20 protein-coding genes and 4 tRNA genes are annotated in these 26,442 nt (G+C 70.4%); 14 read left to right on the forward strand and 10 right to left on the reverse strand.

Translation table 11 applies throughout. The features are described from left to right. Positions 1-62: 62 nt before the first annotated feature. Positions 63-3,998, reverse strand: coding sequence for an ATP-dependent RNA helicase HrpA (gene hrpA, locus OHA37_RS20035; RefSeq protein WP_266907139.1), 3,936 nt, complete (start codon positions 3,996-3,998; stop codon positions 63-65). 171 nt (positions 3,999-4,169) lie between these two features. Here hrpA and OHA37_RS20040 point away from each other — a divergent pair, with 171 nt between their 5' ends. The 3 genes from OHA37_RS20040 (at position 4,170) to OHA37_RS20050 (ending at position 6,328) form a co-directional block, all read left to right on the forward strand. After that, positions 4,170-4,664 carry a hypothetical protein gene (locus OHA37_RS20040; RefSeq protein WP_266907141.1) on the forward strand — a complete coding sequence of 165 codons (495 nt, stop codon included), beginning with the start codon at positions 4,170-4,172 and terminating at the stop codon, positions 4,662-4,664. Between the two features lie 63 nt (positions 4,665-4,727). After that, complete coding sequence (locus OHA37_RS20045) at positions 4,728-5,477, forward strand: DsbA family protein (RefSeq protein WP_266907143.1); 750 nt, start codon at positions 4,728-4,730, stop codon at positions 5,475-5,477. Further along, positions 5,474-6,328, forward strand: a complete 855-nt coding sequence (locus tag OHA37_RS20050) for a cytochrome c biogenesis CcdA family protein (RefSeq protein WP_266907145.1) — start codon at positions 5,474-5,476, stop codon at positions 6,326-6,328. Before OHA37_RS20045 ends, OHA37_RS20050 begins: the two co-directional genes overlap by 4 nt. Positions 6,329-6,368: 40 nt before the next feature. Here OHA37_RS20050 and OHA37_RS20055 read toward each other — a convergent pair. The 4 genes from OHA37_RS20055 to OHA37_RS20070 all read right to left on the reverse strand — a co-directional run bounded on the left by OHA37_RS20055 (position 6,369) and on the right by OHA37_RS20070 (position 7,159). Next, a tRNA-Phe gene (locus tag OHA37_RS20055) sits at positions 6,369-6,445 on the reverse strand. Between the two features lie 22 nt (positions 6,446-6,467). Continuing rightward, positions 6,468-6,541: transfer RNA gene (locus tag OHA37_RS20060), tRNA-Asp, on the reverse strand. Positions 6,542-6,580: 39 nt separating this feature from the next. After that, positions 6,581-6,653, reverse strand: a tRNA-Glu gene (locus tag OHA37_RS20065). A gap of 155 nt (positions 6,654-6,808) precedes the next feature. Then, positions 6,809-7,159, reverse strand: a complete 351-nt coding sequence (locus OHA37_RS20070) for a metallopeptidase family protein (protein ID WP_266907147.1) — start codon at positions 7,157-7,159, stop codon at positions 6,809-6,811. A 102-nt stretch (positions 7,160-7,261) separates the two neighbouring features. Between OHA37_RS20070 and OHA37_RS20075 the strand changes: the two genes are divergently transcribed. From OHA37_RS20075 to OHA37_RS20100, 6 genes are all read left to right on the forward strand, one after another. Next, entirely contained in the window at positions 7,262-7,777 is a 516-nt protein-coding gene (locus OHA37_RS20075; RefSeq protein WP_266907149.1) for a FluC/FEX family fluoride channel, read from the forward strand. Beyond that, positions 7,774-8,148 carry a fluoride efflux transporter FluC gene (locus OHA37_RS20080; RefSeq protein ID WP_266907151.1) on the forward strand — a complete coding sequence of 125 codons (375 nt, stop codon included), beginning with the start codon at positions 7,774-7,776 and terminating at the stop codon, positions 8,146-8,148. The genes OHA37_RS20075 and OHA37_RS20080 overlap by 4 nt, the downstream gene beginning before the upstream one ends. A gap of 203 nt (positions 8,149-8,351) precedes the next feature. Next, the gene (locus OHA37_RS20085) at positions 8,352-8,834 is read left to right on the forward strand and encodes a hypothetical protein (RefSeq protein ID WP_266907153.1); all 483 of its coding nucleotides are present in this window, start codon (positions 8,352-8,354) and stop codon (positions 8,832-8,834) included. Positions 8,835-9,114: 280 nt separating this feature from the next. Beyond that, positions 9,115-11,553 carry a DEAD/DEAH box helicase gene (locus OHA37_RS20090; RefSeq protein WP_266907155.1) on the forward strand — a complete coding sequence of 813 codons (2,439 nt, stop codon included), beginning with the start codon at positions 9,115-9,117 and terminating at the stop codon, positions 11,551-11,553. Positions 11,554-11,716: 163 nt separating this feature from the next. Beyond that, positions 11,717-14,968: an FG-GAP repeat domain-containing protein gene (locus OHA37_RS20095; protein ID WP_266907156.1), complete on the forward strand. Its 3,252-nt coding sequence runs from the start codon at positions 11,717-11,719 to the stop codon at positions 14,966-14,968. A gap of 75 nt (positions 14,969-15,043) precedes the next feature. Next, a tRNA-Lys gene (locus OHA37_RS20100) sits at positions 15,044-15,116 on the forward strand. A 34-nt stretch (positions 15,117-15,150) separates the two neighbouring features. Here the strand turns inward: OHA37_RS20100 and OHA37_RS20105 are convergent. Together OHA37_RS20105 and OHA37_RS20110 are read right to left on the reverse strand one after the other, a co-directional pair. Continuing rightward, complete coding sequence (locus OHA37_RS20105; RefSeq protein WP_266907158.1) at positions 15,151-16,764, reverse strand: site-specific integrase; 1,614 nt, start codon at positions 16,762-16,764, stop codon at positions 15,151-15,153. Positions 16,765-16,766: 2 nt separating this feature from the next. Further along, entirely contained in the window at positions 16,767-17,414 is a 648-nt protein-coding gene (locus tag OHA37_RS20110; protein ID WP_266907160.1) for a hypothetical protein, read from the reverse strand. A gap of 333 nt (positions 17,415-17,747) precedes the next feature. Between OHA37_RS20110 and OHA37_RS40795 the strand changes: the two genes are divergently transcribed. The 4 genes from OHA37_RS40795 (at position 17,748) to OHA37_RS20125 (ending at position 20,948) form a co-directional block, all read left to right on the forward strand. After that, positions 17,748-17,933 (forward strand): helix-turn-helix domain-containing protein, encoded by a 186-nt coding sequence (locus tag OHA37_RS40795; RefSeq protein ID WP_353963466.1) that lies wholly within the window; start codon positions 17,748-17,750, stop codon positions 17,931-17,933. Continuing rightward, positions 17,930-18,211, forward strand: a complete 282-nt coding sequence (locus tag OHA37_RS20115) for an integrase (protein ID WP_215146330.1) — start codon at positions 17,930-17,932, stop codon at positions 18,209-18,211. The genes OHA37_RS40795 and OHA37_RS20115 overlap by 4 nt, the downstream gene beginning before the upstream one ends. Positions 18,212-18,276: 65 nt before the next feature. Then, positions 18,277-19,380: a bifunctional DNA primase/polymerase gene (locus OHA37_RS20120; RefSeq protein WP_266907163.1), complete on the forward strand. Its 1,104-nt coding sequence runs from the start codon at positions 18,277-18,279 to the stop codon at positions 19,378-19,380. Next, on the forward strand, positions 19,377-20,948 hold the full coding sequence (locus tag OHA37_RS20125; RefSeq protein WP_266907165.1) for a hypothetical protein: 1,572 nt from the start codon (positions 19,377-19,379) through the stop codon (positions 20,946-20,948). The genes OHA37_RS20120 and OHA37_RS20125 overlap by 4 nt, the downstream gene beginning before the upstream one ends. A 473-nt stretch (positions 20,949-21,421) precedes the next feature. Here OHA37_RS20125 and OHA37_RS20130 read toward each other — a convergent pair whose 3' ends face one another. After that, on the reverse strand, positions 21,422-21,700 hold the full coding sequence (locus OHA37_RS20130; protein WP_266907167.1) for a GntR family transcriptional regulator: 279 nt from the start codon (positions 21,698-21,700) through the stop codon (positions 21,422-21,424). A 997-nt stretch (positions 21,701-22,697) separates the two neighbouring features. Beyond that, positions 22,698-23,690, reverse strand: a complete 993-nt coding sequence (locus tag OHA37_RS20135) for a DUF4365 domain-containing protein (protein WP_266907168.1) — start codon at positions 23,688-23,690, stop codon at positions 22,698-22,700. A gap of 184 nt (positions 23,691-23,874) precedes the next feature. Between OHA37_RS20135 and OHA37_RS20140 the strand changes: the two genes are divergently transcribed. Then, positions 23,875-24,900, forward strand: coding sequence for an NAD-dependent epimerase/dehydratase family protein (locus tag OHA37_RS20140; protein ID WP_266907170.1), 1,026 nt, complete (start codon positions 23,875-23,877; stop codon positions 24,898-24,900). A 15-nt stretch (positions 24,901-24,915) separates the two neighbouring features. On the opposite strand, the gene OHA37_RS20145 is transcribed toward OHA37_RS20140, so the two are convergent. Beyond that, positions 24,916-26,235: a DNA-binding protein gene (locus OHA37_RS20145; RefSeq protein WP_266907172.1), complete on the reverse strand. Its 1,320-nt coding sequence runs from the start codon at positions 26,233-26,235 to the stop codon at positions 24,916-24,918. Between the last annotated feature and the right edge of the window lie 207 nt (positions 26,236-26,442).

The raw sequence follows: 26,442 nt of genomic DNA on the forward strand, positions 1-26,442 counted from the left end.
GCGGCCGCTGGGCGGCTGCGAATCAGACTGTACCGCAGCTCAGGGGGTGCAGTCGAACTCGATCACCGAGCGGGTCCCGGGGCGGCCGCGTCCACCGCCTTCACGATGCGCTTGTCGGAGATCGGATAGGCCGTTCCGAGGGCGTGCGCGAAGTAGCTGACCCGCAGTTCCTCGATCATCCAGCGGATCTCGGTGACCGCCGCCGGGACCGGGCGCCCCTTGGGCAACTGCTCCAGCAGCCACAGGTACTCGTCCCGCATCTCGTGGACCTTCTCCATGCGCGTGGTGTCGCGCTGGACGCCCGTGGGCATCTGCTGGAGCCGCCGGTCGATCGCCACCAGGTAGCGCATCAGGTCCGGCAGCCGGCGCAGTCCGGTCAGTGTGACGAAGCCGGCCGGCATGAGCGCCGCGAGCTGCGTCTTGACGTCCTGGACGTTGGCCACCAGGGCGAGGCTGGCCGTGGTCTTCAGGCGGCGTTCGCAGGCCTGCCAGGCGGCCAGCACCTGCTGCACCTGCGTGATCGTCCGTACGGTCGTGTCCACCAGGTCGGTCCGCACGGCCTCGTAGAGCTTGCGGAAGCCCGCCTCGTCCCACGCCGGTCCGCCGTGCCGCGCGATCAGGTGGTCGGCCGCCGCGGTCGCGCAGTCGTCGAACAGCGCCTGGATGGAGCCGTGCGGATTGCGCGACAGCGCCAGCTTCTGCTGGTTGCTCAGGTGGTCCGAGGCGAACTTCGCCGGGTTCACCGTGATGTTGAGCAGGATGAGCCGCCGGGTGCCGAGCCGCATGGCCTGCTGCTGCTCGGCCTCGGTGTCGAAGAGGCGTACGGAAACGCTCGTACCGGCGTCCACGAGCGCCGGGTACGCCTTCACCGGCTGGCCGGCCCGGCGGGTCTCGAAGACCTTGGTCAGGGTGCCGATCGTCCAGTCCGTGAGCCCGGCCTTCTCCACCGACTCCCCGCCCTCCCGCTCGGCGGTGGCCGCGGCGGCCTGCGAGAGGGCCTGGCGGGCCTTGGGCTTGAGCTGGAGCCGCAGGGCCTCCAGGTCCTTGGCCTCGGCGAGGTTCTTGCGGCGCTCGTCGACGATCCGGAAGGTGATCTTCAGGTGGTCGGGGATGCGGGTGAGGTCGAAGTCCTCGGCGGTGACCGGGACCCCGACCATCCGCTGGAGCTCCCGCGCCAGCGTCACGTGCAGGGGCTCCTGCAGCGGGTGCGAGGTGGCCAGGAAGCGGGTCGCGAAGTTCGGCGCGGGCACGTAGTGCCGGCGGATCGGCTTCGGGAGGGACCGGATCAGCTCCGTGACCACCTCTTCGCGCAGGCCCGGGATCTGCCAGTCGAAGCCCTCGTCCGTGACCTGGTTCAGCACCTGGAGCGGGATGTGGACGGTGACGCCGTCCGCGTCCGCGCCCGGCTCGAACTGGTAGGTCACCCGGAACTTCAGCCGGCCCTGCATCCAGGAGTCCGGATAGTCGGCCTTGGTGACCCCGGCCGCCTTTTCCGTCAGGAGCATCTCGCGCTCGAAGTCGAGCAGTTCGGGCTCGTCGCGCTTCTTGTGCTTCCACCAGGAGTCGAAGTGCGCCCCGGAGACCACGTGTTCGGGGATCCGCTGGTCGTAGAAGTCGAAGAGCGTCTCGTCGTCGACCACGATGTCGCGGCGCCGGGCCCGGTTCTCCAGCTCCTCCACCTCGGTGAGGAGCTTGCGGTTGTCGGCGTAGAACTTGTGGTGGGTCCGCCAGTCGCCCTCGACCAGGGCGTTGCGAATGAACAGATCGCGGGAGACCTCGGCGTCGATCCGGCCGTAGTTGATCTTCCGCTGAGCGACGATCGGCACGCCGTACAGCGTGACCTTCTCGAAGGCCATCACCGCTGCCTGGTCCTTCTCCCAGTGCGGCTCGCTGTACGTGCGCTTGATCAGGTGCTGGGCGAGCGGCTCCACCCACTCCGGCTCGACCTTGGCGTTCACCCGGGCCCACAGCCGCGAGGTCTCCACCAGCTCGGCCGACATCAGGAACTTCGGCTGCTTCTTGAACAGCGAGGAACCCGGGAAGATCGCGAACTTGGCGGACCGGGCCCCCAGGTACTCGTTCTTGTCGGTGTCCTTCAGCCCGATGTGCGAGAGCAGGCCGGCGAGCAGGGAGATGTGCACGCTCGTCTCGGGGGCATCGGCCTCGTTGACGTGGATGCCCATGGACTTGGCGACCGTACGCAGCTGCGAATAAATGTCCTGCCATTCGCGGATCCGCAGGAAGTTCAGGTACTCCTGCTTGCACATCCGGCGGAAGGAGGAGGAGCCGCGCTCCTTCTGCTGCTCCCGGACGTAGCGCCACATGTTCAGGAAGGAGAGGAAGTCGCTCGTCTCGTCCTTGAACCGGGCGTGGTTCTGGTCGGCCTGCGTCTGCTTGTCCGAGGGCCGCTCGCGCGGGTCCTGGATGGACAGGGCCGCCGCGATGACCATGACCTCGCGGACGCAGTTGTTCTTGTCCGCCTCCACCACCATGCGGGCGAGCCGCGGGTCCACGGGCAGCTGGGAGAGCTGGCGGCCCATCGGCGTGAGCCGCTTCTTGTGATCCTTCTCGTCCGGGTCGAGCGCGCCGAGCTCCTGGAGGAGCTGCACGCCGTCGCGGATGTTGCGGTGGTCCGGCGGGTCGATGAAGGGGAACTTCTCGATCTCGCCGAGGCCGGCCGCGGTCATCTGGAGGATGACGGAGGCGAGGTTGGTGCGCAGGATCTCGGCGTCCGTGAACTCCGGACGGGTGGTGAAGTCGTCCTCGGAGTAGAGCCGGATGCAGATGCCGTCGCTGGTACGGCCGCAACGGCCCTTGCGCTGGTTGGCGCTGGCCTGCGAGATCCGCTCGATGGGCAGCCGCTGGACCTTGGTGCGGTGGCTGTACCGGGAGATGCGGGCGGTGCCCGGGTCGATCACGTACTTGATGCCGGGGACGGTCAGCGAGGTCTCGGCGACGTTGGTCGCGAGGACGACGCGGCGCCCGGTGTGCTGCTGGAAGACGCGGTGCTGCTCGGCGTGCGAGAGGCGCGCGTAGAGGGGGAGGACCTCGGTCAGGCGGAGCTTGCGCTTCTCCAGCGCGTCCGCCGTGTCGCGGATCTCGCGCTCGCCGGAGAGGAAGACCAGGATGTCGCCCGGCCCCTCCGCCTGGAGCTCGTCGACGGCCTCGCAGATCGCGGTGATCTGGTCGCGGTCGCTGTCCTCGGAGTCGTCTTCGAGGAGCGGCCGGTAGCGGACCTCCACCGGGTACGTCCGGCCGCTGACCTCGACGATCGGGGCCTCGCCGAAGTGCCGGGAGAAGCGCTCCGGGTCGATGGTCGCCGAGGTGATGATCACCTTGAGGTCGGGGCGCTTGGGCAGCAGCGTGGCGAGGTAGCCGAGCAGGAAGTCGATGTTCAGCGACCGCTCGTGGGCCTCGTCGATGATGATCGTGTCGTACGCGCGCAGCTCGCGGTCCGTCTGGATCTCGGCGAGCAGGATGCCGTCCGTCATCAGCTTGACGAAGGTCGCCTCCTGGTCCACCTGGTCGGTGAACCGGACCTTCCAGCCGACGGTCTGGCCGATCTCGGACTTCAGCTCCTCCGCGATGCGCTCCGCGACCGTGCGGGCCGCGATCCGGCGGGGCTGGGTGTGCCCGATCATGCCCCGGACGCCGCGCCCCAGCTCCATGCAGATCTTGGGGATCTGCGTGGTCTTGCCGGAGCCGGTCTCGCCCGCGACGATCACGACCTGGTGGTCGCGTATCGCCTCGGCGATCTCGTCCTTCTTCTGGCTGACGGGAAGGTTCTCGGGATACGTGACCTCGGGCTTTCGCGAGGCGCGCTTGGCCAGTCGCACGGCGGCCGTTTCGGCCTCCGCTGCGATCTCGTCGAGCACGGCCTGCTTGGCCTCGGGCTTGCGGATGCGGCGGGCGCCTTCGAGGCGGCGGCCGAGGCGGTGCGCGTCACGGAGGGAGATCTCACCGAGAAGCGTCTGCAGGGCGGCGAAGGAAGTAGACATACCTGGTCGAGGATCTCACCCGTAGGTGCCGGGTGGCGAACGCATTTGTGGGGCTGACCCGTACCATTTCGGGACGAGTCCCCCGAGCGTTACCCCGATGTGTCCCTCCGGCACGTCACCGGCGATGTCCCGTCGCCTTCCTGCCGATGTCCCAGTGAGAGGCCGCCCACGATGCCCCGCAGCCGCCGCCTCCGGTGCGTGTTCGCGGTGCTGCTGGGCTGGGCCCTGCTGGCGGGGACCTTCCAGGCGGCGGCCGCTCCGGTGACCGCCCGGGTCGCGGCGGCGCCGGTGGCCTTGACCGTCCCGGCCGTCGCGACGGTTCCCCCGGTCCTGGCCGTCCCGGTCGCCGAGGCCCTCGCAGCCGCCGGGCAGGGGGCCGTGCGGGCAGGGGCCTCCGCGGAGCCGGGCTCCGCCGCTCCCGTCGCGGCCTTCGCCGCCTCCGCCGGGCCGCCCGGACCCGCCTGCGCCCCGGGTTCACCCGGCCGGGACGGCGTACCCGCCCTGCCGGCGCGGGCCGGGTCCGACCAGGCGCAGGCCCAGGCCCCGCCCGTGCGGCCCGGGCCCGAGGTGGCGGTCCCGTCGCGGGCGATACCCGTACGGGCCCTCGTACGCGGGCCCGACCGGCCGGCGCCGTCCCCGCCGGAGCTGTCCGTGATGCGGGTCTAGGAGGACCGGCCGCATCGGCCACCCGGTCCTACCCTTCCGTCCGCACAGCTCTGGAGCACCCGCATGCCCGCCTCCCCTTCCTCCTCCTCTTCCTCCCGCAAGCCCCTGCTGATCTCCGCCGGGGTCGCCCTCGCCGCCGTCACCCTCGGCCTCGTCTCCTGGCAGGCCACCAAGCCCGAGGACACCACCGACGGCGCCGCCCGGCAGTCCGCGGCTGCCGTTCCGGAGGCCGGATCCGCCACGGACCCCGCCGCGCAGCTCAAGGCCCTGGCCCGCCGCGAGTCCGGGGACAAGCTCGCGGCCGGCCGGGCCGACGCTCCCGTCGTCCTGATCGAGTACTCCGACTTCAAGTGCGGCTACTGCGGAAAGTTCGCCCGCGACACCGAGCCCGCGCTGGTGAAGAAGTACGTGGAGGACGGCACCCTGCGCATCGAGTGGCGCAACTTCCCGATCTTCGGCGCCGACTCCGAGGCCGCCGCCAAGGCCGCCTGGGCGGCGGGGCAGCAGGACCGCTTCGCGCAGTTCCACGCGGCCGCGTACGCCGAGGGAGCCAAGGAGAAGGGCTTCGGCGCGGAGCGGCTGACGGAGCTGGCGCGCGAGGCCGGGGTCCCGGACCTGGAGCGCTTCAAGAAGGACATGGCCGGGGAGCAGGCCGCGGCCGCTCTGGCGAAGGACCAGGAGGAGGGCTACCGCATCGGCGTCACCTCCACCCCGTCCTTCCTGATCAACGGGCAGCCCATCGCCGGAGCCCAGCCCCCTGCGGCCTTCGAAGCCGCCATCGCCAAGGCCAAGGCGCAGGCGGCCGCGAAGTGACCGACGCCGGATACCTGGCCGCCCTGCTCGGCGGCCTCCTCGCGCTGCTCAGCCCGTGCAGCGCACTGCTCCTGCCCGCCTTCTTCGCGTACTCCATCGACTCCACGTCCCGGCTGCTGGCGCGCACCGGGATCTTCTACGCGGGCCTCGCGAGCACCCTCGTACCGCTGGGGGCGGCGGGTTCGTACGCCGGGCGGTTCTTCCACGGCAACCGCGAGGCCCTCGTGCTGTTCGGCGGCTGGCTGATCATCGCGCTTGGCCTCGCCCAGATCCTCGGGCTGGGCTTCGCCTCGAAGCGGATCTCGGAGCTGTCGGGGAGGATCCGGCCGACCACCGCCCTGTCGGTGTACGCGCTGGGCGCGGTCTACGGGCTGGCCGGCTTCTGCGCCGGGCCCATCCTCGGCAGCATCCTGACGGTGGCGGCGGTCAGCGGCAGCCCGGTCTACGGAGGCCTGCTGCTGGCGGTGTACGCACTGGGCATGGCCGTGCCGCTGTTCGTGCTGGCACTGCTCTGGGAGCGCTTCGACCTGGGCCGCCGGCGCTGGCTGCGCGGCCGCACCTTCTCGGTCGGCCGCTTCGAACTGCACACCACCTCGCTCGCCTCGGGCCTGTTCTTCATCCTGCTCGGCGTGCTGTTCCTGGCCTACGACGGGGCGAGCGCCCTGCCGGGGGTGCTGGACGTGGACGATTCGTTCGCGGTGGAGCAGCGGGTGCAGGCCGTGGCGGACGCGGTTCCGGACTGGGCGCTGCTCGGACTGGTGGCCGTGGCGGCCGCCGGCGCGGGCCTGGCGCAGTGGCGCCGGCGGGCCCGGGCGGCGGCCGGAGCGGGCGCGGGCGCGGAAGGGGAATGACGAAGAAGGCCCCGTCCGATGGACGGGGCCTTCTTGATTCTGGTGGCTGGGGCCGGGGTCGAACCGGCGACCTATCGCTTTTCAGGCGATCGCTCGTACCAACTGAGCTACCCAGCCACGAAACCGTTTCCGGCTTCAGCGAACCTGACGGGACTTGAACCCGCGACCTCCACCTTGACAGGGTGGCGAGCTAACCAACTGCTCCACAGGTCCTTGCAATGTGCGAGCACAAGTCTCGCACACGGTAATGCGTACCCCCAACGGGATTCGAACCCGTGCTACCGCCTTGAAAGGGCGGCGTCCTGGGCCACTAGACGATGAGGGCTAAAGGCCCGCCGGGCACTTTCCAGCGCGTCGGGGACGTGAGAAGCATATGGGATCCCGGCGGCGATCGCCAAAACGGTTTCCGCGGGCGGGTCCGAGGCGGGCCGGAGGCGGGTTCGCGGCGGAGCGGATGCGGGTCCGGAACGGCCTGAGGGGTCAGCCCCAGCCGAGTTCGTGGAGCCGCTCGTCCTCGATGCCGAAGTGGTGGGCGATCTCGTGGACCACCGTCACGGCGACCTCGTGGACCACTTCCTCCGCGCTCTCGCACATCCGCAGGGTCGGCCCCATGTAGATCGAGATCCGGTCGGGCAGGACCCCGGCGTACCACTCGCCGCGCTCCGTGAGCGGGGTTCCCTCGTAGAGGCCGAGCAGTTCGGGGTCGTCGGCGGCGGGCTCGTCCTCCACGAAGACGGCCACGTTGTCCATGACCCGGGTCAGCTCCTCGGGGATCGAGTCCAGCGCTTCGGCCACCAACTCTTCGAACGCGTCACGCGTCATCTCCAGCACGAGGCCATTCTCCCGTGCCGGGGTCCGATTGCGGCGGACCGGTTTCCCCGGCCCGTTTCCGGCGGGCCGGGACCCGTCGCGGGAGAATGGCCCGGTGGCGACATGCGAAGCGGAGTGCGGATGACCCGGCCGGCGCGGGGGCCGGAGGCCATCGACCCCGACGTCGACCTCCACGTGCCGGCGCAGCGCGCCGAACCGCAGGGCCGGGTGCTCGCTGCCGTGGCCGCGGGCGGCGCCGTGGGAGCCGCGGCGCGGTACGGGGTCGGGCTGCTGTGGCCGGCCGCGCCCGGGGCCTTTCCGTGGGGGACCTTCTGGATCAACGTGGCGGGCTGCGCGCTCATCGGCGTCCTCATGGTGCTGATCAGCGAGGGCGGCCGGTCGGCGCACCCCCTCGTACGGCCCTTCCTGGGGGTGGGGGTGCTCGGCGGGTTCACCACCTTCTCCACCTACGCCGTGGACTTCGCGCGGCTGCTCGACGCCGGTGAGGCCGGTACCGCGCTGGCGTACGCCGGGCTCACGGTGGCCGGGGCGATGGGCGCCGTGTGGGCCGCTGCCGTGATCACCCGGCGCGCCGTCGGTGACGGCCGGGGCCCGGCCCGGGGGTGGGGGCGGGGATGAACTGGCTGATCGTCATGGTGGGCGCGGCCGTCGGGGCGCCCCTGCGGTACCTGACCGACCGGGCCGTGCAGGCGCGGCACGACTCGGTCTTCCCCTGGGGGACCTTCGTGGTGAACGCGGCCGCCTCCCTGGTGCTGGGGGCGCTGACCGGCGCGGTGCTGGACGGGGCCGCCTCCTCTCGGCTGAACCTGCTGCTCGGTACGGGGCTGTGCGGGGCGCTGAGCACCTACTCGACGTTCTCCTACGAGACGCTGCGCCTCGCCGAGCGGGGCTGGAAGTTCCTGGCGGCGGCCAATGTGGCGGCCTCGGTGCTGATCGGGCTGGGTGGGGTCACGCTCGGCCACCAGGTGGCGGGACAACTGTTCGCCTGAGGGCGCGCCGCCCGTCTCCGTCGGGGCGTACTGGGGCGTGACCCATACGGGGCAGAGGGAGTTGGGCACATTGACCCGCTCATCGCGGACCTTTGCCAGCGTTCCGGAGGTGCCCCGTGCGCCAGTTTTCCGCTTCCCTCCGATCCCCCCGGTCGCTTCGCCTCGCGGTCGCCGCGCTCGCGGTGGCGGCGACCGCGGGCTGCATGAGTGTCGGGGAGGACGCCGCGAAGCCAGGGCCCTCCGCCTCGACGGGTGTCCAGGGCGGCAAGTCCGGCGGTGGCTCCTCGTCCGGGAAGGGCGCCGGGAGCCAGGGCGGCGGCCACGGCTCGAAGGGCGGTACGGGGAACCAGGACGGCAAGTCCGCGGGCCCCGGGACCACCTCCGGCGCGGCCGGGGCCTCCCCCAGCCCGGGCGCGCCGGCCGGTCCGCCCGGGGCTCCCTCGCCGTCGGCCGGTCCGGGTGGCGAAGCGGGCGGCCAGGGTCCCCAGCAGCCCCCGGCGGGCGGTTCCGGGTCCGGGTCGGGCTCCGGTGGAGGCGGCTCCTCCGGTGGCGGCCAGCCCGCCTCCCCGACCCCGGAGCCGCCGGCCTCCGAACCGCCGGTCTCCCCGCCGCCAGTGACGGAACCCACACCGGCTCCGGAGTCCCCGAAGCCGGAGGAGTCGACCGATCCGGGCACCCAGCCCTAGGCCCGATGTCGGCTCGGACCCGGCCCGATCCGCCCGCCAGGCTCTGGCGGGCGGATGGTGTTTCCGCAGGTCAGCGCCGTCTTCGGGGGTGGGACTTGCCAGACCCGGGGGAGGGTGCGTATGGTTATAGATCGTTTGATCCCATTGCCCGGCGCCGACTCCGAAGAGCGCCGCGTGGCGCGTACTCTCCCCAGCCGTGGCTGACCGCATTGAGGCGGTCGATTTGCGAATTCACGGAGTTTGGGCGCGTGCCGAGACTCCGGAAGGTTTCGCATTTCGCATGTCCATTTCCAGTTCTGACCGTTCCGTCATGCCCGAGAACGACTCCAACGAGATCGTCGACGCCGAGACCCTTGCGGTCACCGAGGCCATCGAGGCCGTAGTCGCCGACGAGATCATCGAGGCCCTCGAGGCCGACGTGGCGAACCACGAGTCCGACGAGTCCGATGACTCCTTCGAGGACTCCACCGAAGACTTCAACGACGACGCAGAGGCCGACGACGCCGACGCCGAGCCCACCCTGACCTTCGGCGACCTCGGTCTGCCGGACGGCATCGTGCGCAAGCTCGCGCAGAACGGCGTCACCGCGCCCTTCCCGATCCAGGCCGCGACCATCCCGGACGCCCTGGCCGGCAAGGACATCCTCGGCCGTGGCCGCACCGGCTCCGGCAAGACCCTCTCCTTCGGTCTGCCGACCCTGGCCTCGCTGGCCGGTGGGCACACCGAGAAGAAGAAGCCCCGCGCGATCATCCTGACGCCGACGCGTGAGCTCGCGATGCAGGTCGCCGACGCTCTCCAGCCCTACGGCGACGTCCTCGGCCTCAAGATGAAGGTCGTCTGTGGCGGTACCTCCATGAGCAACCAGATCTTCGCTCTGGAGCGCGGTGTCGACGTCCTCGTCGCCACCCCGGGCCGTCTGCGCGACATCATCAACCGCGGCGCCTGCTCCCTGGCGAACGTCCAGGTCGCGGTCCTCGACGAGGCCGACCAGATGGCCGACCTGGGCTTCCTGCCCGAGGTCACCGAGCTGCTCGACCAGATCCCCGGCGGCGGCCAGCGCATGCTCTTCTCCGCCACCATGGAGAACGAGATCGGCACCCTGGTCAAGCGCTACCTGACCAACCCCGTCACGCACGAGGTCGACAGCGCGCAGGGCAACGTCACGACCATGACGCACCACGTCCTCGTCGTGAAGCCGAAGGACAAGGCGCCGGTCACGGCGGCCATCGCCGCCCGCAAGGGCCGCACCATCATCTTCGTCCGCACCCAGCTGGGCGCCGACCGCATCGCCGAGCAGCTCATCGAGTCCGGCGTGAAGGCCGACGCGCTGCACGGCGGCATGACGCAGGGTGCCCGTACCCGCGTCCTCGCCGACTTCAAGGACGGCTACGTCAACGCGCTCGTCGCCACCGACGTCGCCGCCCGCGGCATCCACGTCGACGGCATCGACCTGGTCCTGAACGTGGACCCGGCCGGTGACCACAAGGACTACCTGCACCGCTCGGGCCGTACCGCCCGCGCCGGCAAGTCCGGTGTCGTCGTGTCGCTGGCGCTTCCGCACCAGCGCCGCCAGATCTTCCGCCTGATGGAGGACGCGGGCGTCGACGCTTCGCGCCACATCGTCCAGGGCGTCGGCGCCTTCGACCCCGAGGTCGCCGAGATCACCGGTGCCCGTTCGCTGACCCAGGTCCAGGCCGACTCCGCGAACAACGCCGCCAAGCAGGCCGAGCGCGAGGTCGCCGACCTCACCAAGCAGCTGGAGCGCCTGTCGCGCCGTGCCGTCGAGCTGCGCGAGGAGGCCGACCGCCTGGTCGCCCGCTCCGCACGTGAGCGCGGCGAGGACCCCGAGGCCGCTGTCGCCGAGGTGGTCGAGGCCGCCGAGGCCGAGGTCGCGGCAGCCGTGGCCGAGCCGGTCGCGGAGGAGCGCCCCGCGTTCCAGAGCCGTGACGACCGTGGCAACTACGAGCGCCGTGACAACCGTCGCGACGACCGTGGTGACCGTGGCGGCGACCGTGGCGGCTTCCGCCGTGACGACCGCGGCGACCGCGGTGGCGACCGTGGCGGTTTCCGCTCCGGTGGCGACCGTCCGACCGGTGGTGGCTTCCGTCGTGACGACCGCCCCTCGGGTGGTTTCAACCGTGACGACCGTGGTGGCGACCGTGGCGGTTTCCGCTCCGGTGGCGACCGTCCGACCGGTGGCGGTTTCCGCTCCGGTGGCGACCGTCCGGCCGGCGGCGGTTTCCGCTCGGGCGGCGACCGTCCGACCGGTGGTGGCTTCCGTCGTGACGACCGCCCCTCGGGTGGTTTCAACCGTGACGACCGTGGCGGCTTCCGCTCGGGCGGCGACCGTCCGACCGGTGGTGGCTTCCGTCGTGACGACCGCCCCTCGGGTGGTTTCAACCGTGACGACCGTGGTGGCGACCGTGGCGGTTTCCGCTCCGGTGGCGACCGTCCGACCGGTGGCGGTTTCCGCTCCGGTGGCGACCGTCCCGCCGGTGGTGGCTTCCGTCGTGACGACCGCCCCTCGGGTGGTTTCAACCGTGACGACCGCGGTGGCGACCGTGGCGGTTTCCGCTCCGGTGGCGACCGTCCGACCGGTGGCGGCTTCCGCTCCGGTGGCGACCGTCCGGCCGGCGGCGGCTTCCGCTCCGGCGGCGACCGTCCCGCCGGCGGCAGCGACCGCCGCGACGACAAGCCCCGCTGGAAGCGCAACGGCTGAGACCGGCCGCTGAACTGATCGCCTGACAGGGCCCCTACGACCACCCGTCGTAGGGGCCCTTTCGGCGTTGTCGGCCCCTGTTGCTAGGCTCCGCAGACTTTGCAGTGGGGGCAGGGCGAGGGCGCTGGCCGCCGCTGAGGCGGGCCCCCGAGTTCCGGGGGGAATGATGAGACGAACGCGCACGCGCGCACTGGCCGCGCTCGCGCTGACCACCACGGTGGTCACGCTGGCCGCCGTACCGGCCACGGCGGCGGAGGCACCGACAGGAGCAGCGGTCGTGCGGGCCGCGGCGGCCGAGACCGTACTGCCCGCGACCCAGCGGCGCATTCCGCGCGGCACCCGCATCCTCGAAGCGGGTACGACGGGCCTGCTGCTCGCCCAGGAGGGCGACGACCGGCTGCTCTGGATCGACTACGCGACGGGCACCACGACCGCGCTCGCGACGCGTCTCGCGTCCAAGCCCGTGTACGACGTCGACAACGGCTCCTTCACGCAGGCCCCGTTCAGCTTCGAGCCCGGGTACTACGGCGCGGGCTCCGACACGGTCGCCCTGTACTCCGCGACTCCGGTGCCGCACGTGACCCTTCAGAAGGGTGCGGGCGCTGCCTTCGCGGACATCGCCCTGCCGCCCGGCCAGACGTACAAGGGCACCTTCGGGGACACCGTGGTCACCGTCGAAGGCGACCCGAACGCGCCCGGTGCGTACCACCTGCTCAAGGCCGGCGGAGCCGGCAAGGCGAGTGACACCCCGGTGAAAGGGCTCCTGGCCGGCGCCGCGGAGAGTCGGTTGGTGGACGGCGACGCGAAGTCCGTGATCGTGCGCCAGGCCGTGTCCGTCCCCTCCGGCAGGGCCTGGCGCTGGATGATGATCGACCTCGCCACCGGGCAGGCGACGGGGCTGCCGGACCGCCCCGACCCGGAAGACCCGTACGCGGTCACCGGCTTCCGGCTCGCTCCGCGGGGGCTGCTGCGGTTGCACGGCCACGGCACTCGGGTGGATGTGCTGGACAGGGCGAAACTCGATGCCGCACCTCTGAGGACGTTGGGGATCTCGGCTCCGGACCAGCCGGAATTCGCCCTGCTCGGTCGCGAGACCCTGCTGGGTGTGGACCCGCGGATCAACGACGACCGCACCGGTGGCAATCTCTGGAGCCTTCCGGAGGGCAGCGACGACAGCAACGTCGAGCTCGGGTCCGCTCACCTGCAACTGGCCGTCGCTCCCGACGGCTCGGTCCTCGCCGTCGGCTCCGTCGCGGAGTCGAGCACGAGCCAGGGAGACGTGGCCTGGGCCGTCCACCGGCTCACCCGGTCGGCTACCGGTGCCACAGAGGTGAAGCGTGTCGCCACCGTCGCGCCGGTGCCGGCCTCGGTCTACGGCCTGGCTCTCGGCAGCGGCATCCTGAACACCTCGGACAACAGCACCGTGTACGAGCCCGCGACCATCATCGGAACCTATCGAACCGCACGGCTGAGCACCGGCCCCGGTACGCCCGCGGTCCTCTCCAGTACGGTCGACCGGCCCACCGGCGGTGAGGACGGGGGCTGCTGGAGCTGGGACAGCAAGCGCTGCCTGGCCATGTTCTCCTCCGGAGACGGCAACCACGGCCGCCTCAATCCCACAGAGCAGGGCGGCACGGTCCTCTTCCCGTCCGGCGCCACCGGCTGGGGTCCCAGGGTCACCACCGGAGAGGACAGCCCGGCGCTCACCGACTTGTCGGGCCGCTTCGGCATCGTCGCGGGGCTCTCCTCCGGCAACCAGTACGTGACCGAGTTCAAGGAGCCCTCCTCCGGATCCGTGCTGATCAAGCGCGACAAGGTGGCCTCCGCGGTCTGGGGCTCCACCCTCTGGAGCGGCTCCACGGCGGACGGCACGATCAGCCGGCAGGACCTGCCCCGAGGCGCCGCGCAGAAGGTCTTCAAGACGCTCGACGGCTGCATGCCGAACGCGCTCCAGGCCGTCGGCCGCTGGGTCTACTGGGCCTGCCCGAAGGACGCGGACGCGGGCAAGCCGGCCGCGGCCGGCCTCTTCGACCAGACCTCCGGCAAGGCGGTGGCGGTGCCCGCCGATCCCGCGCTCCTCGGGGACGGCTATCTGGTGCGCCGTACGGAGACCACGGGGCTCGAACTGACCGACCTGACCGGCGGGGTGCCGGCGGCCGGCAAGACGCTGCCCACGCGGGTGCTGGTGGGCAAGGCCGCGCTGGGCGCGTCCATCGGGCGCCGCACCGGCTGGACGGTCGACCGCTTCGGCGGCCACGTCGCCTACGTGGACGACGCGGAGCGCGTGCACATCGTGCCGACCGGCGTGGCGGCCTCCCCGTTGACTGGGATCGACGTGGTGGCGCCCGCCGCCGTACTGGACCTCAAGAAGGTGCCCGCACAGACGTGGACCGGGAAGTGGTGGCTGTCCAAGCCCGCCGCCTCGTGGACGCTGAAGGTCCGGGACCGGGCGACGGGCGTCCTGACCGTCGTGCGCAGGGGCGGCGAGGCGCGCGGCCTCATCGCCCCCACCTGGGACGGCAAGGACGCCTTCGGGAAGCTCTTGTACAGCGGCGCGTACGACTGGGCGCTGACCGCCAAGCCCGCCGACGGGCTGGGCGCCGACCTCATCGTCTCGGGGGCCGTTTCGCTCTCCGGGGCCGGGGCGAGGCCGCCCCGGGACCACGTCGGGGACGGGAACGGCGACCTGTTCGGGCTGAAGGCCGACGGGACGGCCGAGTTCCGTCCGGGCGGCGCGGGCGCCTTCGGCGCGGCCGTCTCCGGTAGCGGCTGGACCGGCGCGAACGCGGCCAACGCCGTACTGCCGTTCGGCGACGTGGACGAGGACGGCTGCAACGACGTGCTCGTGCGGATGGCGGCCGGTGAACTGCGGGCCTACCGCCCCGGCTGCGGGAACCCGTTGAAGCCGGCCTCGCCGTACACGGTGGTCGGGGCTGGCGGCTGGAACACGTACGACACGCTCGTCTCCCCGGGGGACCTCACGGGTGACGGGCGGGCCGATCTGCTGGCCAAGAACGACGCCACGGGCCACCTGTTCCTGTACGCGCTCAACGGCACCCGGCTGGAAGCGAAGGTGCTGGTGGCCGAGGGCCTGAAGGGGTACCGGCTCACGGGTGCGCGCGACCTGAACGGAGACGGCCGCGGCGACCTGTTGGGCCGGGACCCGGCCGGGAAGTTGTGGTTCTACGCCGGCGGGGCCGACGGCAAACCGGCCGCCCCGGTCCAGATCGGTACGGGCTGGAACATTTTCAACGCGGTCGTCGGCGTTGGCGACATCACCGGTGACGGCAAGTCCGACCTGGTGGCGCGGGACACGTCGGGGGTCCTGTGGCGCTACGCCGGGCGGGGCAACGGCAGGTTCGAGGCACGCGTGAAGATCGGCGACGGCTGGGGGGCGTACGCGAGTCTGAGTTGATGACACGGTCCGGACAGCCGATACCCCATCGGCTGTCCGGCGCTCTGCGGCTATGCTCTGGGGTGAGCACACCGAGGGCCATTAGCTCAATTGGCAGAGCAGCGGACTTTTAATCCGTTGGTTGTCGGTTCGAGTCCGACATGGCCTACTGCTCGCAGGCGGGGGTTAACCCCTCTGACCTGCTACTTAGCGCCTCGATTGGCTTCGGCCGATCGAGGCGCTTCGTCGTTCGGGACCCCGTGCGGGAGCGATGCGGGAGCGGCGGTGCTGGAACTCCCGTTCGCCGCCACGGCCGGACGTGCTCTCGGGACGAGCCGGGCAGCTGCCTCAGCTGCGGCCTTGTCGACCTCGGGCAGCAGGCTCGTGTACGTGTCCGAAGTCAGCGTGATGGTGGAGTGCCGCAGCGTCTCCTTGATGGTGTGGAGGTCGCCACCGCCGGCGTGCGTGAGGGTCGCCGTCCCGTGGCGCAGGTCCCGGAGGTTGATGGGCGGCAGGCCGATCTCCTCGTAGAGGCGCCGGAACTCCTTGGAGACGGTGCCCGGATGCAGCCAGGTGCCGTCCTCCTTGGTGAAGACCTTCCCCGTGTTCTGCCAGCCTTTCCCCCACTTGAGGCGCTCCTTGTTCTGGCGGACCCTGTGCGCCCGCAGAACGGCCACGGTGTCGTTGTCCAGGCCGATGGTGTTCGCGCTGGAGTCCGTCTTCGGCTCCGACTCGTACGGCGTCCATCCGTCCTGCACGATCTCGCTCGCGACGGTGAGGAGCCCGGCGTCCAGGTTCACGTGCGTCCAGTCCTGGCCGACGCCCTCGCCGCGCCGCAGACCGCGGAACGCGATCAGGTGGAAGAACGCGTACAGCCGGTGGTCTGACGCGTGGTCGAGGAAGGCCCCGAGCTGCGCCGGCATCCACACCATGACCGGGCTGGGCTTCTCGCCGGTCTCCAGCCACCGCTCCACGCGCTCAGCTGTCCACAGGAGCGGCTTGGGCCGCTTGCCCGACTCAAGCTCTACGTGCGCGGCCGGGTTGAAGGTGACGAGCTGCCGAGCAATCGCGGCATTCAGCGCGGCCCGCAGCGTCCGCCGGATGCTCTGACGGGTCGCAGGACCCGTGAGCTTCCGGAACGGCTTCATCTCGGCGAGCTTCTCCTTCTCCAGAGCCAGCTTGGCCCGCTCGGCGGCAACAGGGCGCCCAGCCTTGCTCGGCTTGCACCGCGCGATCTGATCACGGCGCTCCTGGTTCTCGGCCGCGATCACCTCGTTCTCGTCGCCGATGGCGTCGAACATCTCCACGAGGTGCCCGACGTTGAGCCGGTCCAGCCGCAGGTGCCCGATGCGCGGCTTCAGGTGAACCTTGATGTGTGAGGCGTACCCGTTGGTCGTGGTCTTCCGGGTCTTCTTCGCCGCGAGCCAGGTGTCGAGCCACTCGCCGACCGTGATTCGGATGGTGAGCGACTGCGTGGTGTGGAGCCGGCGCCGCGTCTCTTCGAGGTCCGGTAGCGGAGCCTTGTCCTGCGCCACTTTGGCCAGCAGCTCGACGATGCGCTCGCGGCCCTCGTCGTCGTCCGAATCGGCCAGGGCGAGCAGGGCCCGTATGTGGTCCAGGTCGGCCTGGGCTTCCCCCTTCGACTCGTAGCCGCCACGGGTGAACGAGCGCCGCGTGCCCTCGCTGGTGGGCGGGAGCTCCTGCCGCAGCCTGTACGCCCCGTGGCGCTTGCCCTTGAGTTTCGGGCACTTACTCCCGAGCAGCTTCCCGCTCTCCTGGTCCCGGCAGTTGCACCGCCGGTGAGTCGACCCGTTCAATCTCAGTCCCCCTCAACAGATCCCCGCGACCCCTTCGCCACGGGCCCCAACTGACCTTGCTTGCGTGCCGCCCCGACCCACTTCGCGGCAGCGGAGTGCGAGACGCCGAAGTGCTCGGCGACCGCGACGGTGGGCGGCCGGCCTTGCTTGTGCGCCTCTCGGTAGACCTCGGCCACGTTGGTCAGGTGGTCCGGGGTGAGGCTGCGGCGCTGCCCAGGTGTCTGCTGCGACGGCAGCAGGGCGAACAGCGGGGCCAGCAGGCGCCGTGCCTCTTCCTTCTTCCGCTCGAACGCGGAGGCCGACTGGTCGGCCTGAGGGGCAAGGATCTCCCCGAGCCATTCGGTGGCCGAGCTGTTCACCAGCTGCATGAACGCGGCGTGCTTCCACGTCGCGATCCCTGCCGCTCCGAGAACCGCTTCGAGACCGAAGTCGGCTCCCGTGTCCCCGGTCATGACGGACACCAGCTGCACGCCCGATTGGGGGTCGGCGCGGAAGCACAGCGCGACCGTGGCGCGGACCTTCTTCCCCACGGCGATACCGGTGAAGTGGCTCGGCATCTTCAGGTGCCCGAGATCGACGAGAGGCGGTTCCCCGCGGAACTGGTCGTAGGGCCAGCCGGGGGTGGCTACGTAGTCCCATCCATCGGGCACTCCATCATTCTGCATGCCTTAATCCTGCCTGAAGGGCAAGGAAGTGGCAAGGATGACTGTCCCGCTCGTTCCCTCTCCCGCGCTCATGGACTCCATCCCGCTTTCCCGGTCTCTCCTTGTTTGTGCTCATCAAGTCTCATCTGGTCTCTCATCTTCCTTCTCAGTCCTTCTCTTTCCCTATCTAACCTTGCCTGTCGGCAAAGTTCATTATCTGCCACGGGGTAAAGAAGTCCTGTGGAGTTGAGGCAAGGTATCGGCTAGGCTCGGTCCATGATCAGAACTGATGTCCTGCGTCTTGCGCAGGTACGGGCCGACGCTGCCTCGGGGGCAGCGATGCGCACCCGTGCCGCCGCTCGGCTGTCGCTGTCGGAGATCGCGGACCTGTGCGGGGTGGACCCGTCGACGGTCTGGCGCTGGGAACGTGGGAAGCGAAGCCCGAGGGGAGAGGCCGCGCTCGCTTATGCGCGGGTCCTCGAAGACTTGGCCCAGCACAGGCTTCACCGAGACGAGGTGGCATGAGCGGCGCCCTCACCCGAGCCGAGCTGCTCGCCCTTCCGGCGACCGTCGACCTTGAGACTGCCGGCCGCGCGTTCGGACTCAAGCGCAGCACGACGTACACCCTGGCGAAGCGGGGAGAGCTGCCGGTGCGGACTATGCGGCTCGGCCGCGCACTGCGGGTCGTCACCGCCGAGCTGCACGTAGCACTCGGCATCCGTCCGCAGGAAGAGGCCGGGCTCCGCACGGATGTTGGCGCATCCGCCGGAGCCCTCGAACTCTCCAGCTCTGTCCAAGCCTGAACAGCACGACGGCACGGGGTGCGAACGACGAAGCCCGCCCCGTGCCGCCGCAAGGAGACCTCTACATGCAGGAGCCTATCCAGCTCCCCAGCACGATCGAGTCCGACCTATTGGCGGCCCGTTCCCGGCCCACCGCACCGAACCCCCTGCGCGTCGCTCTCTGGGCCGCCGCGCAGGGCTGGCACGTCCATCCGCTTACGCCGGGAACGAAGATTCCCGTCCGCGGATGTGACCGGTGTTCTCCTGGGACCAAGCAGCGGCCCAACCGGCAGTACACCGAGCATGATGGGCACGCCTGCCCCTGCGTCGCCGCTGGCCGTCCCTGCCACGGTGTCCTCGCCGCGACCAACGACCCCAGCCTGATCGTGGCCTGGTGGAACCGTCTGCCAGCTGCCGGCGTGGGAATCGCAGCAGGGCCGTCCGGGCTGGTCATCCTTGATGTGGACAGCCACGAGGGAGATGCCCCCGTTGACCCGGAGGCCCTTCTCCCCGGCGTCGACCTGCCCTATGACATCGCGCCTGGCAGTGTTGCGGACGGTCGTGACACGCTGGCCCTGCTCGTCGAGGCGCGGCGCGCGACGCTGCCCGGCTGTGGGCCGGAGACGCTCACCGTGCACACTCCTTCGGGCGGCGTGCACTACTGGTTCCGTGCCCCGGCCGGTACGACGTGGCGCCCGCTCGCCGGTGCCTTGGGCTGGCAGCTCGATGTGCGCGCGGGGTCCTCATACGCGGTGGCGCCCGGCACGTCCACTCGTGCCGGCGCGTACACCGCGCTCGGCGACTGCCGTACGGTCGCCGAGCTGCCCGTCTGGCTGGCGCGGGACCTCGACCGCACCGGGCACCGCGTACGCCCCGAGCGACCCCGCACCGCACTGCCCTGGCGCTCCCACACCGTGGGCGGCGGGTACGTCGCCGCTGCCATCGAGGGCGAGCTGCGCGCCGTCGCTGAGGCGCAGGCTGGCACCCGTAACGAGACCCTCAACCGTGCCGCTTTCAACCTCGGCACGCTGCGCGCCGTCGGCCAGCTCGACCGCGCCCAGCTCGCCGACGTGCTCCGCGACGCCGCGCGCCACGCCGGACTGCCCGACCGTGAGGCTGAGGCCGCGATCCGCTCCGGACTGTCGGCCGGCGAGCGGTACCCCCGCACCCTCACCGGAGCTGCCGCGTGACCCATGTCCCGACCTTCAACCCGACCGCCGCTGCTCGCTCCGTCGTGCCCTTCCCTGTGCAGGGTGCGGGCACGGAACAGCAACGTGCCCCGAAACAGGAACGACAGCCCCCGCAGGCCGAGGTACTGCGCGTGCTCGGGCAAAACCGGTTCCGGTACCTGCATCACAACGGCGCCCCGTACGCAGTCCCGTACGACGGCCCGCCCATCGCCGTGCCGCTGCGCGCCGCCGCGCACACGGGGACCGGAAGCCTGCGCCAGCACCTGACCTACGCCTACGTCACCGAACACGACCGAACGCCGTCGCAGACCGCGCTCGCCGACACGCTCGCCGCCCTCGACGCGCTCGCCATGCGGGCCCCCGAGACCGAACTGCACCTGCGCGTCGCCGCAGACCCCGAGGACACGGCAGTGTCCTGGCTCGACCTCGGCCGCCCGGACGGGGAGTCTGTCCGCCTTGCCCCGGACGGATGGGCGCTGACGTCCCCGGACCCGGAGACTGGGCCGATATGGCGGCGCAGCAAGTTGGTTCGCTCCTTGCCTCGCCCGGACCGCTCCGCCGGCGGCTGGCGCGAGGGCATCGAGGAGTTCGCCGAGCTGCTGCCGTTCACGCCGGAGACGCTGCCGCTCGCGGTCGGCTGGCTGCTGGCCGCGCTGCGCCCGGAGATGCCGCGCCCGATCGCATACCTGACTGGCGAGCAGGGAACGGGCAAGAGCACCTCGGGCCAGATGCTCGCGGGGATCATCGAGGGTGCTCGCGCTCCATTGCGACAGGCGCCCGAGAACCTGCGCGACCTCGGCCCGACCACCGCGGCCGGATGGGTGCTCGCCCTCGACAACCTCTCCGGGCTGCCTGGCTGGCTGTCCGACGCCCTGTGCCGCATCGTTACGGGCGACGCGCAGGTGACCCGAGCCCTCTACACCGACGACGACGTGAACGTGCTGACCTACCAGCGCCCCGTACTGCTCACCGGGATCGACCTCGGCGCACTCCGCAACGACCTCGCCGAGCGCATGCTGCCACTCGAACTCCAGCCTATCCCCCGCCATAAGAGGCGCACCGCGGGATCGCTCTGGGCCACGTACGAGCAGGCACACCCGCGCATCCTCGGCGCCCTGCTCGACCTCGCCGTCGCCGTGTGGGCGGATCTCCCGCACGCCGCGGCGGACCTGGCCGAGCGTCCACGGCTCGCCGACTTCGCCGAGCTGCTGCACGCCCTCGACCGCGTCACCGGCTGGCACAGCCTCGCCGCCTTCAACGGGGCACAGGACGCCCTGAACGATGCCGTGCTCGACGGCCACCCTGTCGCCGGAGCCCTGCGGGAGTGGACCGAATCGCCGGGCTTTCCGCCCGGCGGCTGGCAGGGCACCATGGCCGAGCTGCACCGGCAGCTCGGCAGCGATGGCCGTGGCCTCGGCGACGGGTGGCCGAAGACGCCGGCCGTTCTGAGCGCCCGCATTCGACAGGTCGCACCGGCACTCCGCGCCCGCGGTATCCAGGTGGCACGAACCTCGGGCAGCAACAAGCACGGCAAGGTCTACGCCGTCACGCGCCACCCGACCCCGTGATTGCGCCCCCTTTAGCGCAGATCACGTGCCCCGGAACGGCAACAGCCGCCCGGGGCACTTTCCTGTCCGGGGGACGCACGGGGGACGGCGGGGGGACGAAGGGGACGTAGGCCGATCCTCGAGGCGCCCCCTTGATTCCCGCGGCACGGCGCGGATCACGGGACCGGGGGACTCAGGGGACGCCTCCGCACCCGTTCTCCTCTGTCTCAGTCAGAGAAGGAAGGAGGAAGGAGAGAGAGCAGCCTGGAAACAGCGTCCCCTGCGTCCCCAACGTCCCCTCCGAAGCCTTCGGGTGTCTCCGCCGCGACCGGTCGTGACTTGCGCGCGCGGGTGCGCGCGAATACAGCACACCACTGACAACGAGCCCCTGCTCGTCTCAACGCAGCCCAGGCGCGCGACGCCGGCACCCCACACGCAACGACCGGTCGAAGCAGCCTCCGCGCGCGGGAAGGCCCATCGCCACAGGGGCTACCTCAGGCGTCCGGGGCCGGAGCCTCTGGCTTCTGTTCCGCCACGTACGTGCCGCGCCCCGAAAGGGCATAGAGGAGACCTTCGTCGGCGAGCGCCGCAATCGCACGGCGGACGGTTGGACGGGAAAGCCCGTACTCGTCCGCAAGGGCGTTCTCGCCGGGAATGGCGCGGTTGGTTTTCCAGTCACCGCGCTTCAGGCGTGCACGCAAGATCCCCGCGAGCTGTTGGAACGGCGCATCGGGTGCGTCGCGCTCCACCTGGTCATCCGGCCCGTACTCCATGAGCCGAAGGTATCCGGCCGATGGCACAGCGGCATTCCCTGACAGGCCTATACAGCCCTTTACAGGCTTTTACAGGTAGGGCTAGGGTCGCCACACAACAAGACCCCCGCGACGCGGCGAACGTCCGGGGGCGTGGCCCATCAGCTATCTGGAGCTGACGAACGTGACTGACCTTATCGCGCACCTTGTGCGCTTACTCGTGCTGCTGTTCCCCGCTGGCGGGAGGCACCGAGCTGCCCCCTTGCCGGGCAACGCCCCGTCCCCGCAACCTCGGCGCTCCTCGTTACCGGAACACAGGAGCCCGTACGCCCGTGAGTCGGCAGAGAAGAGGCCGTTCACGGACACGATCAATCCCGTACGCCCCTACGTCACAGCCCCGCGCCGCAAGCACCCTGACGACCCGGAGCGCCGCGCGCAGGCGGAACGCCGATGGGCGCTCGACATGGCACTGCGCGGTATCGATGTTGGCCCGGCCGTGATCCACGGCAGGCAGGTGCCCCCCGGCGGTCGTACGGTCCACATGGCGGTGGGAGCTTGACGGCCATCGCCTGCTGCCGCTGCGGGCGCCTGACGTCGGCCCCCGTCGCGGTTCGCCACATCGAGCGGTCGAGCGGCCCAGGCCGGACGCTGTACGCCTGTCCAGACTGCGCGCCCCACCTCACCCCCGGCCCCCTGCCGACAGAGCTGCCCTGCTGATTTACGGCGGCCTCGAAGTCGAGACCCAGCCCCGCCCGGAGACCCTCCAGGCGGGGCTGGGCCATCTCCGGATGCCCGGCTCGACTCACGGGGCTGGTCGTACCTCGCGTGAGATTGAATTGACCGTTTCCTCTTCTGCCCGTTCTGAGGCCGTAGAACGCCGTGCTCCGTGCCTCGCAGGTCGCGAATCGGCCCCAAGAGGAAACGGCCCACGAATCCGAGGAGTCGTGCCTCCCACGCGGACCTCAAGCGGGTTGGTTGCCCACATGCAGCCTCGCCGGCGCGCAGAGGGGATGTGGGCCTACGCTGCTTGCTGGGCACGCTTCCTCCGTTCCTTCGCGTACCAGATGAAGTGAACGAGAAGAGTCTTGTATCCCCATGAGGGGACCGTGGCGCCCAGCAAGATCCACAGGGTTCCCCACCAGCCGCGGTGTCCGCCTGGGTCCCAAATCGGGATCCACAGAAAGTTGCCGGCGATCAGTGCGAGCCAGTGCCCAGTCTCCTTGGGGACGCGTCCAGCTCGGAACTCGAAGAACATCGTCAGGGCCATGTAGAACATGAAGATGTAGAGGTTGAGGATCCACATGACTGGGCTGATGTCTGAGTACCGCTCGACGAAGCGCACTTGATACGGCCACTCGAAGACCATGACCAGAGCCAAGATCATCAGCGGAGTGGCTTGCAAGAGAGTCCGCGCAATCTGGGCGATCTTGTCCTCATGGCGAAGGGCGAAGTCCCCGAACCCCTCATACAGGGGATTGGGTGCCAGTTCAGGGTCGATTCCCTTCCTGGCCCTGATCGCCTCGGTCAAGGCCTCCTCTTGCGTGGCGCCCCGAACGCGCATCCCGGCGCCGTCGACGTACGCCTCTACCTCGGCGGCGAAGCCCCGCATGTTCTCGCTCGTCAGGCGCGAACTCAGCGGTATCTGCACCCATGAGGGCGGCTGTTCGGCCGCCCTCAGCTGTTTGGTGAGATTCGTCCAGAAGATCATCCCCGTGTCGGGGTCGTAGACGATGCCTAAGACAGGGATGCGGCTCTGCTTCCAGTCGTCATAGTGGTCGTCCACCGGGATGGCGTAGCCGCGGGCCCGTTTGTACTTCTTTCCGCTCTTGACCTGCGCGGCGAAGTAGTGGCCGGTCCGTTTCCCGCTACGAGTGAGGTTGACGAAGAGGTCTTCGCCATGGTCGTTTCCGCCGTCGATTTCCTGAACGATGTGCTCGTGGTCCTCAAGCAGCGTGCGTACGGCGTTGACGCCTGCCCTCTCGATGCGACGGCTCGGACGGATAGTCGCCACTGCTCCCCCTCACAGTCAGTGCGTCGACGATACCGACGGCCACTGACACTGGGTAGATCTTCCGCAACGGCTGGTGATCACGAGGGCCGTCATCGCTTCTGGGTAGTAGCGGCGAGTCCTGGACCAGCCGCTCAAATCAGAGGCGGGATGGTGTCGCCTTGCGGTTCGTGGCAGGGTCGCCCCCATGCGGATTTTGGTGATGGGCGGCACCTGGTTCCTTGGCCGAGCGATCGTTGACGATGCGCTTCGACGCGGCTGGGATGTAACAACGTTCAATCGGGGCCGCTCCGGCGTGGTCGAGGGCGCCGACACCGTCCGGGGTGACCGGACGAGCCCCGACGACCTGAAACGGCTGGCCTCACGCGGACCATGGGATGCCGTGATCGACACGTCCAGCAGCGAGTTCCCGCCCCGTGACGTCCTTCTCGCCACCGACATCCTGCGCCCGGCCGCTGCCCGATGGGTGCACGTCTCCACCGTGTCCGTCTATCAGGGGTGGCCCCACCACCCGCTCACCGAGGACTCCCCCTTGTTGGAGTGCCCGCCGGACGCCGATGAGTCCTTCGGTCACACAGGGGCCGATGGCAGTCCGACGAAGTACGGGTTCCAGAAGGCAGGAGGAGAGGCTGCCGTGCGCGCCGCCTTCGGGGACGATTCGGTGTTCCTGCGGCCGGGAGTGATCCTGGGTCCTGGCGAGTACGTCGGGCGCCTCCCGTGGTGGCTCACCCGTGCCCAGCGCGGCGGCCCGATTGTCGTCCCGGCGCCGGCCGCCCAGGTGATCCAGCCCGTTGATGTGCGGGATGTCGCCGTCTTCGCCGTCGATCAGGCCGCTGGCACCGATAGCCCTGGCCGGGCATTCAACATCGCCCACCCCGAGGGCACCAGCTGGTCCGACTTCATCACTGATTGCCTGGCCGCCACCGGTAGTACCGGAAGCCCAGTGTGGGCTGATGCGGCGACGCTCACTGCACACGGTGTGAAGCAGTGGACGGAGCTTCCGCTGTGGCGCACCCACTCCGGGGTGTGGTCCGTCGACGCCTCCCGTGCAGTGGCGGCCGGGCTTCGCTGCCGTCCGCTTGCCGACACCATTGCGGACACCTGGGCGTGGATGCAGGCAGACGGCCGACCGGTCGAACACCCGAGGTGGGCCGAACACGGCGTGGACCCAGCCAAGGAAGCCCAGATCCTCGCTGCCCTCGGCCTCCCGTAGACACGAGGGGCAGGGTCACTCGATGGCGAGGAGCCCGCTGCCCGTACCCAGCTGCCGCGGCGCCGAGAGGCGCCCGAATTCCTCGATCTGTTCGCCGAGCGTGACAGCCACCCGCGTCTCCCTGAACGCGGGGGCCGTCAGAGCTCGGCGCAAACCGCCGGTGCGCTCCAGCAGCCCCGCCACACGCTGTTCCGCCGGGATCGCCCACACCGTCTCCAGAGTCGTCGCCGCTGCGTCCAGGTCGCCCCGGAGCAGTTGTGCGGCGGCGAGATCGGCAGCGGCCTTGCCCCGTACCGGTACTGACTGCCGGGCCGGCGGCCGGGACGCGACCAGATCCAGCGCCCGTTGCGCCGTCACCTCCGCGCCTGCCCCGTCGCCGACGAGCAGGGCGGTGGTGCCGTTGGACATCAGCAGGCGCTCCTCGTTGAAGGCGAACTCACCGCCGACGTCATCGTGCAGGGCGTCACGCTCGCCGCTGTCCTGCCGGGTGGACGCGATGAGCGCGCGGGTGGCCCGCTCCCGGTCCCCGAGGTGCCCATGGGCGCGGGCTTCGATGGACAGCAGCCGGCGCCTGGCCGTGTCGCCCAGACCGGCGTAGGCCAAGGCGGTCCGCGCATGCCGTACGGCCTCGGAAGGTCGGCCCGTGAAATAGGCGCAGATTGCCAAGGACCCAGTGGCATAAGCCCGTAGCGGATCGAAGCGCGCCATCTCTCCGTACAGGGCCGCCGACCGGGCAAGGCGTGCCGAGTCGTCCAGTGCGCCGAGGTCGAAGGCGGCGGTCGACAGCAGCGCGCACGCCTGCCCCGCCACGATCAGCAGGTCCTGCTGCTGTACGGGCACCTTGGTGAGTCCGCGTTGGTGCTCTGCCTCCGAGCGCAGGGCCTTCGCTCGCCGGAACACGTCGAAGGCGCTCACGGCGCCGTACGAGCGGGCGAGGGACAGGGCGTCGTCACGGAGCTGGTCGATGGTCGTGTCGGATACGGACTGCGCGGCGGCAGCCCCCGCCTCATCAGCGGCGTCACGTGCGGTCATGGCGATTTCACTTTCGAGGTCGTACGCAGTGGGAGTCACCGAGGTCGAGGTCGACAGCGCGGGCGGCGGCCCGAACAGTGACGTGGCCTCCACACCGAAGAGCTGCTCCAGTACCCGGCACGTGTCCGGTCCGGGCATGGTTTTGATCCGGCCCGACGTCCACCGCCGGAACTGTGCCTCCGACACCGACATGCCCCGCACGCCGGCCTGTGAGGCCGCGCGCTCGAACGCCGTGACGAAGTCCCTGTAACGCCAATGCCGTTGCTGGACTAACACGCGCAACAGCGTCACCGGATCGCCCATCGGTCGCTCCCTCAAGGTCAGGAGACGGGCCACATCGCGCCCCGTTCCACTTCGTGCCTACTGGCCAACACACCTGCTGCGCAATGAAATCCGTGCAGATGACATCACGGCGCCACCTTCATGACACCCCGATCACCCTGGCGAGCACCAGATGACACCAAGCGCATCGTGGTCGTGACACCCGCACCAGAGGGACTCTTACGCCAC

This window comes from Streptomyces sp. NBC_00335 (assembly GCF_036127095.1).
GTDB lineage: Bacteria > Actinomycetota > Actinomycetes > Streptomycetales > Streptomycetaceae > Streptomyces.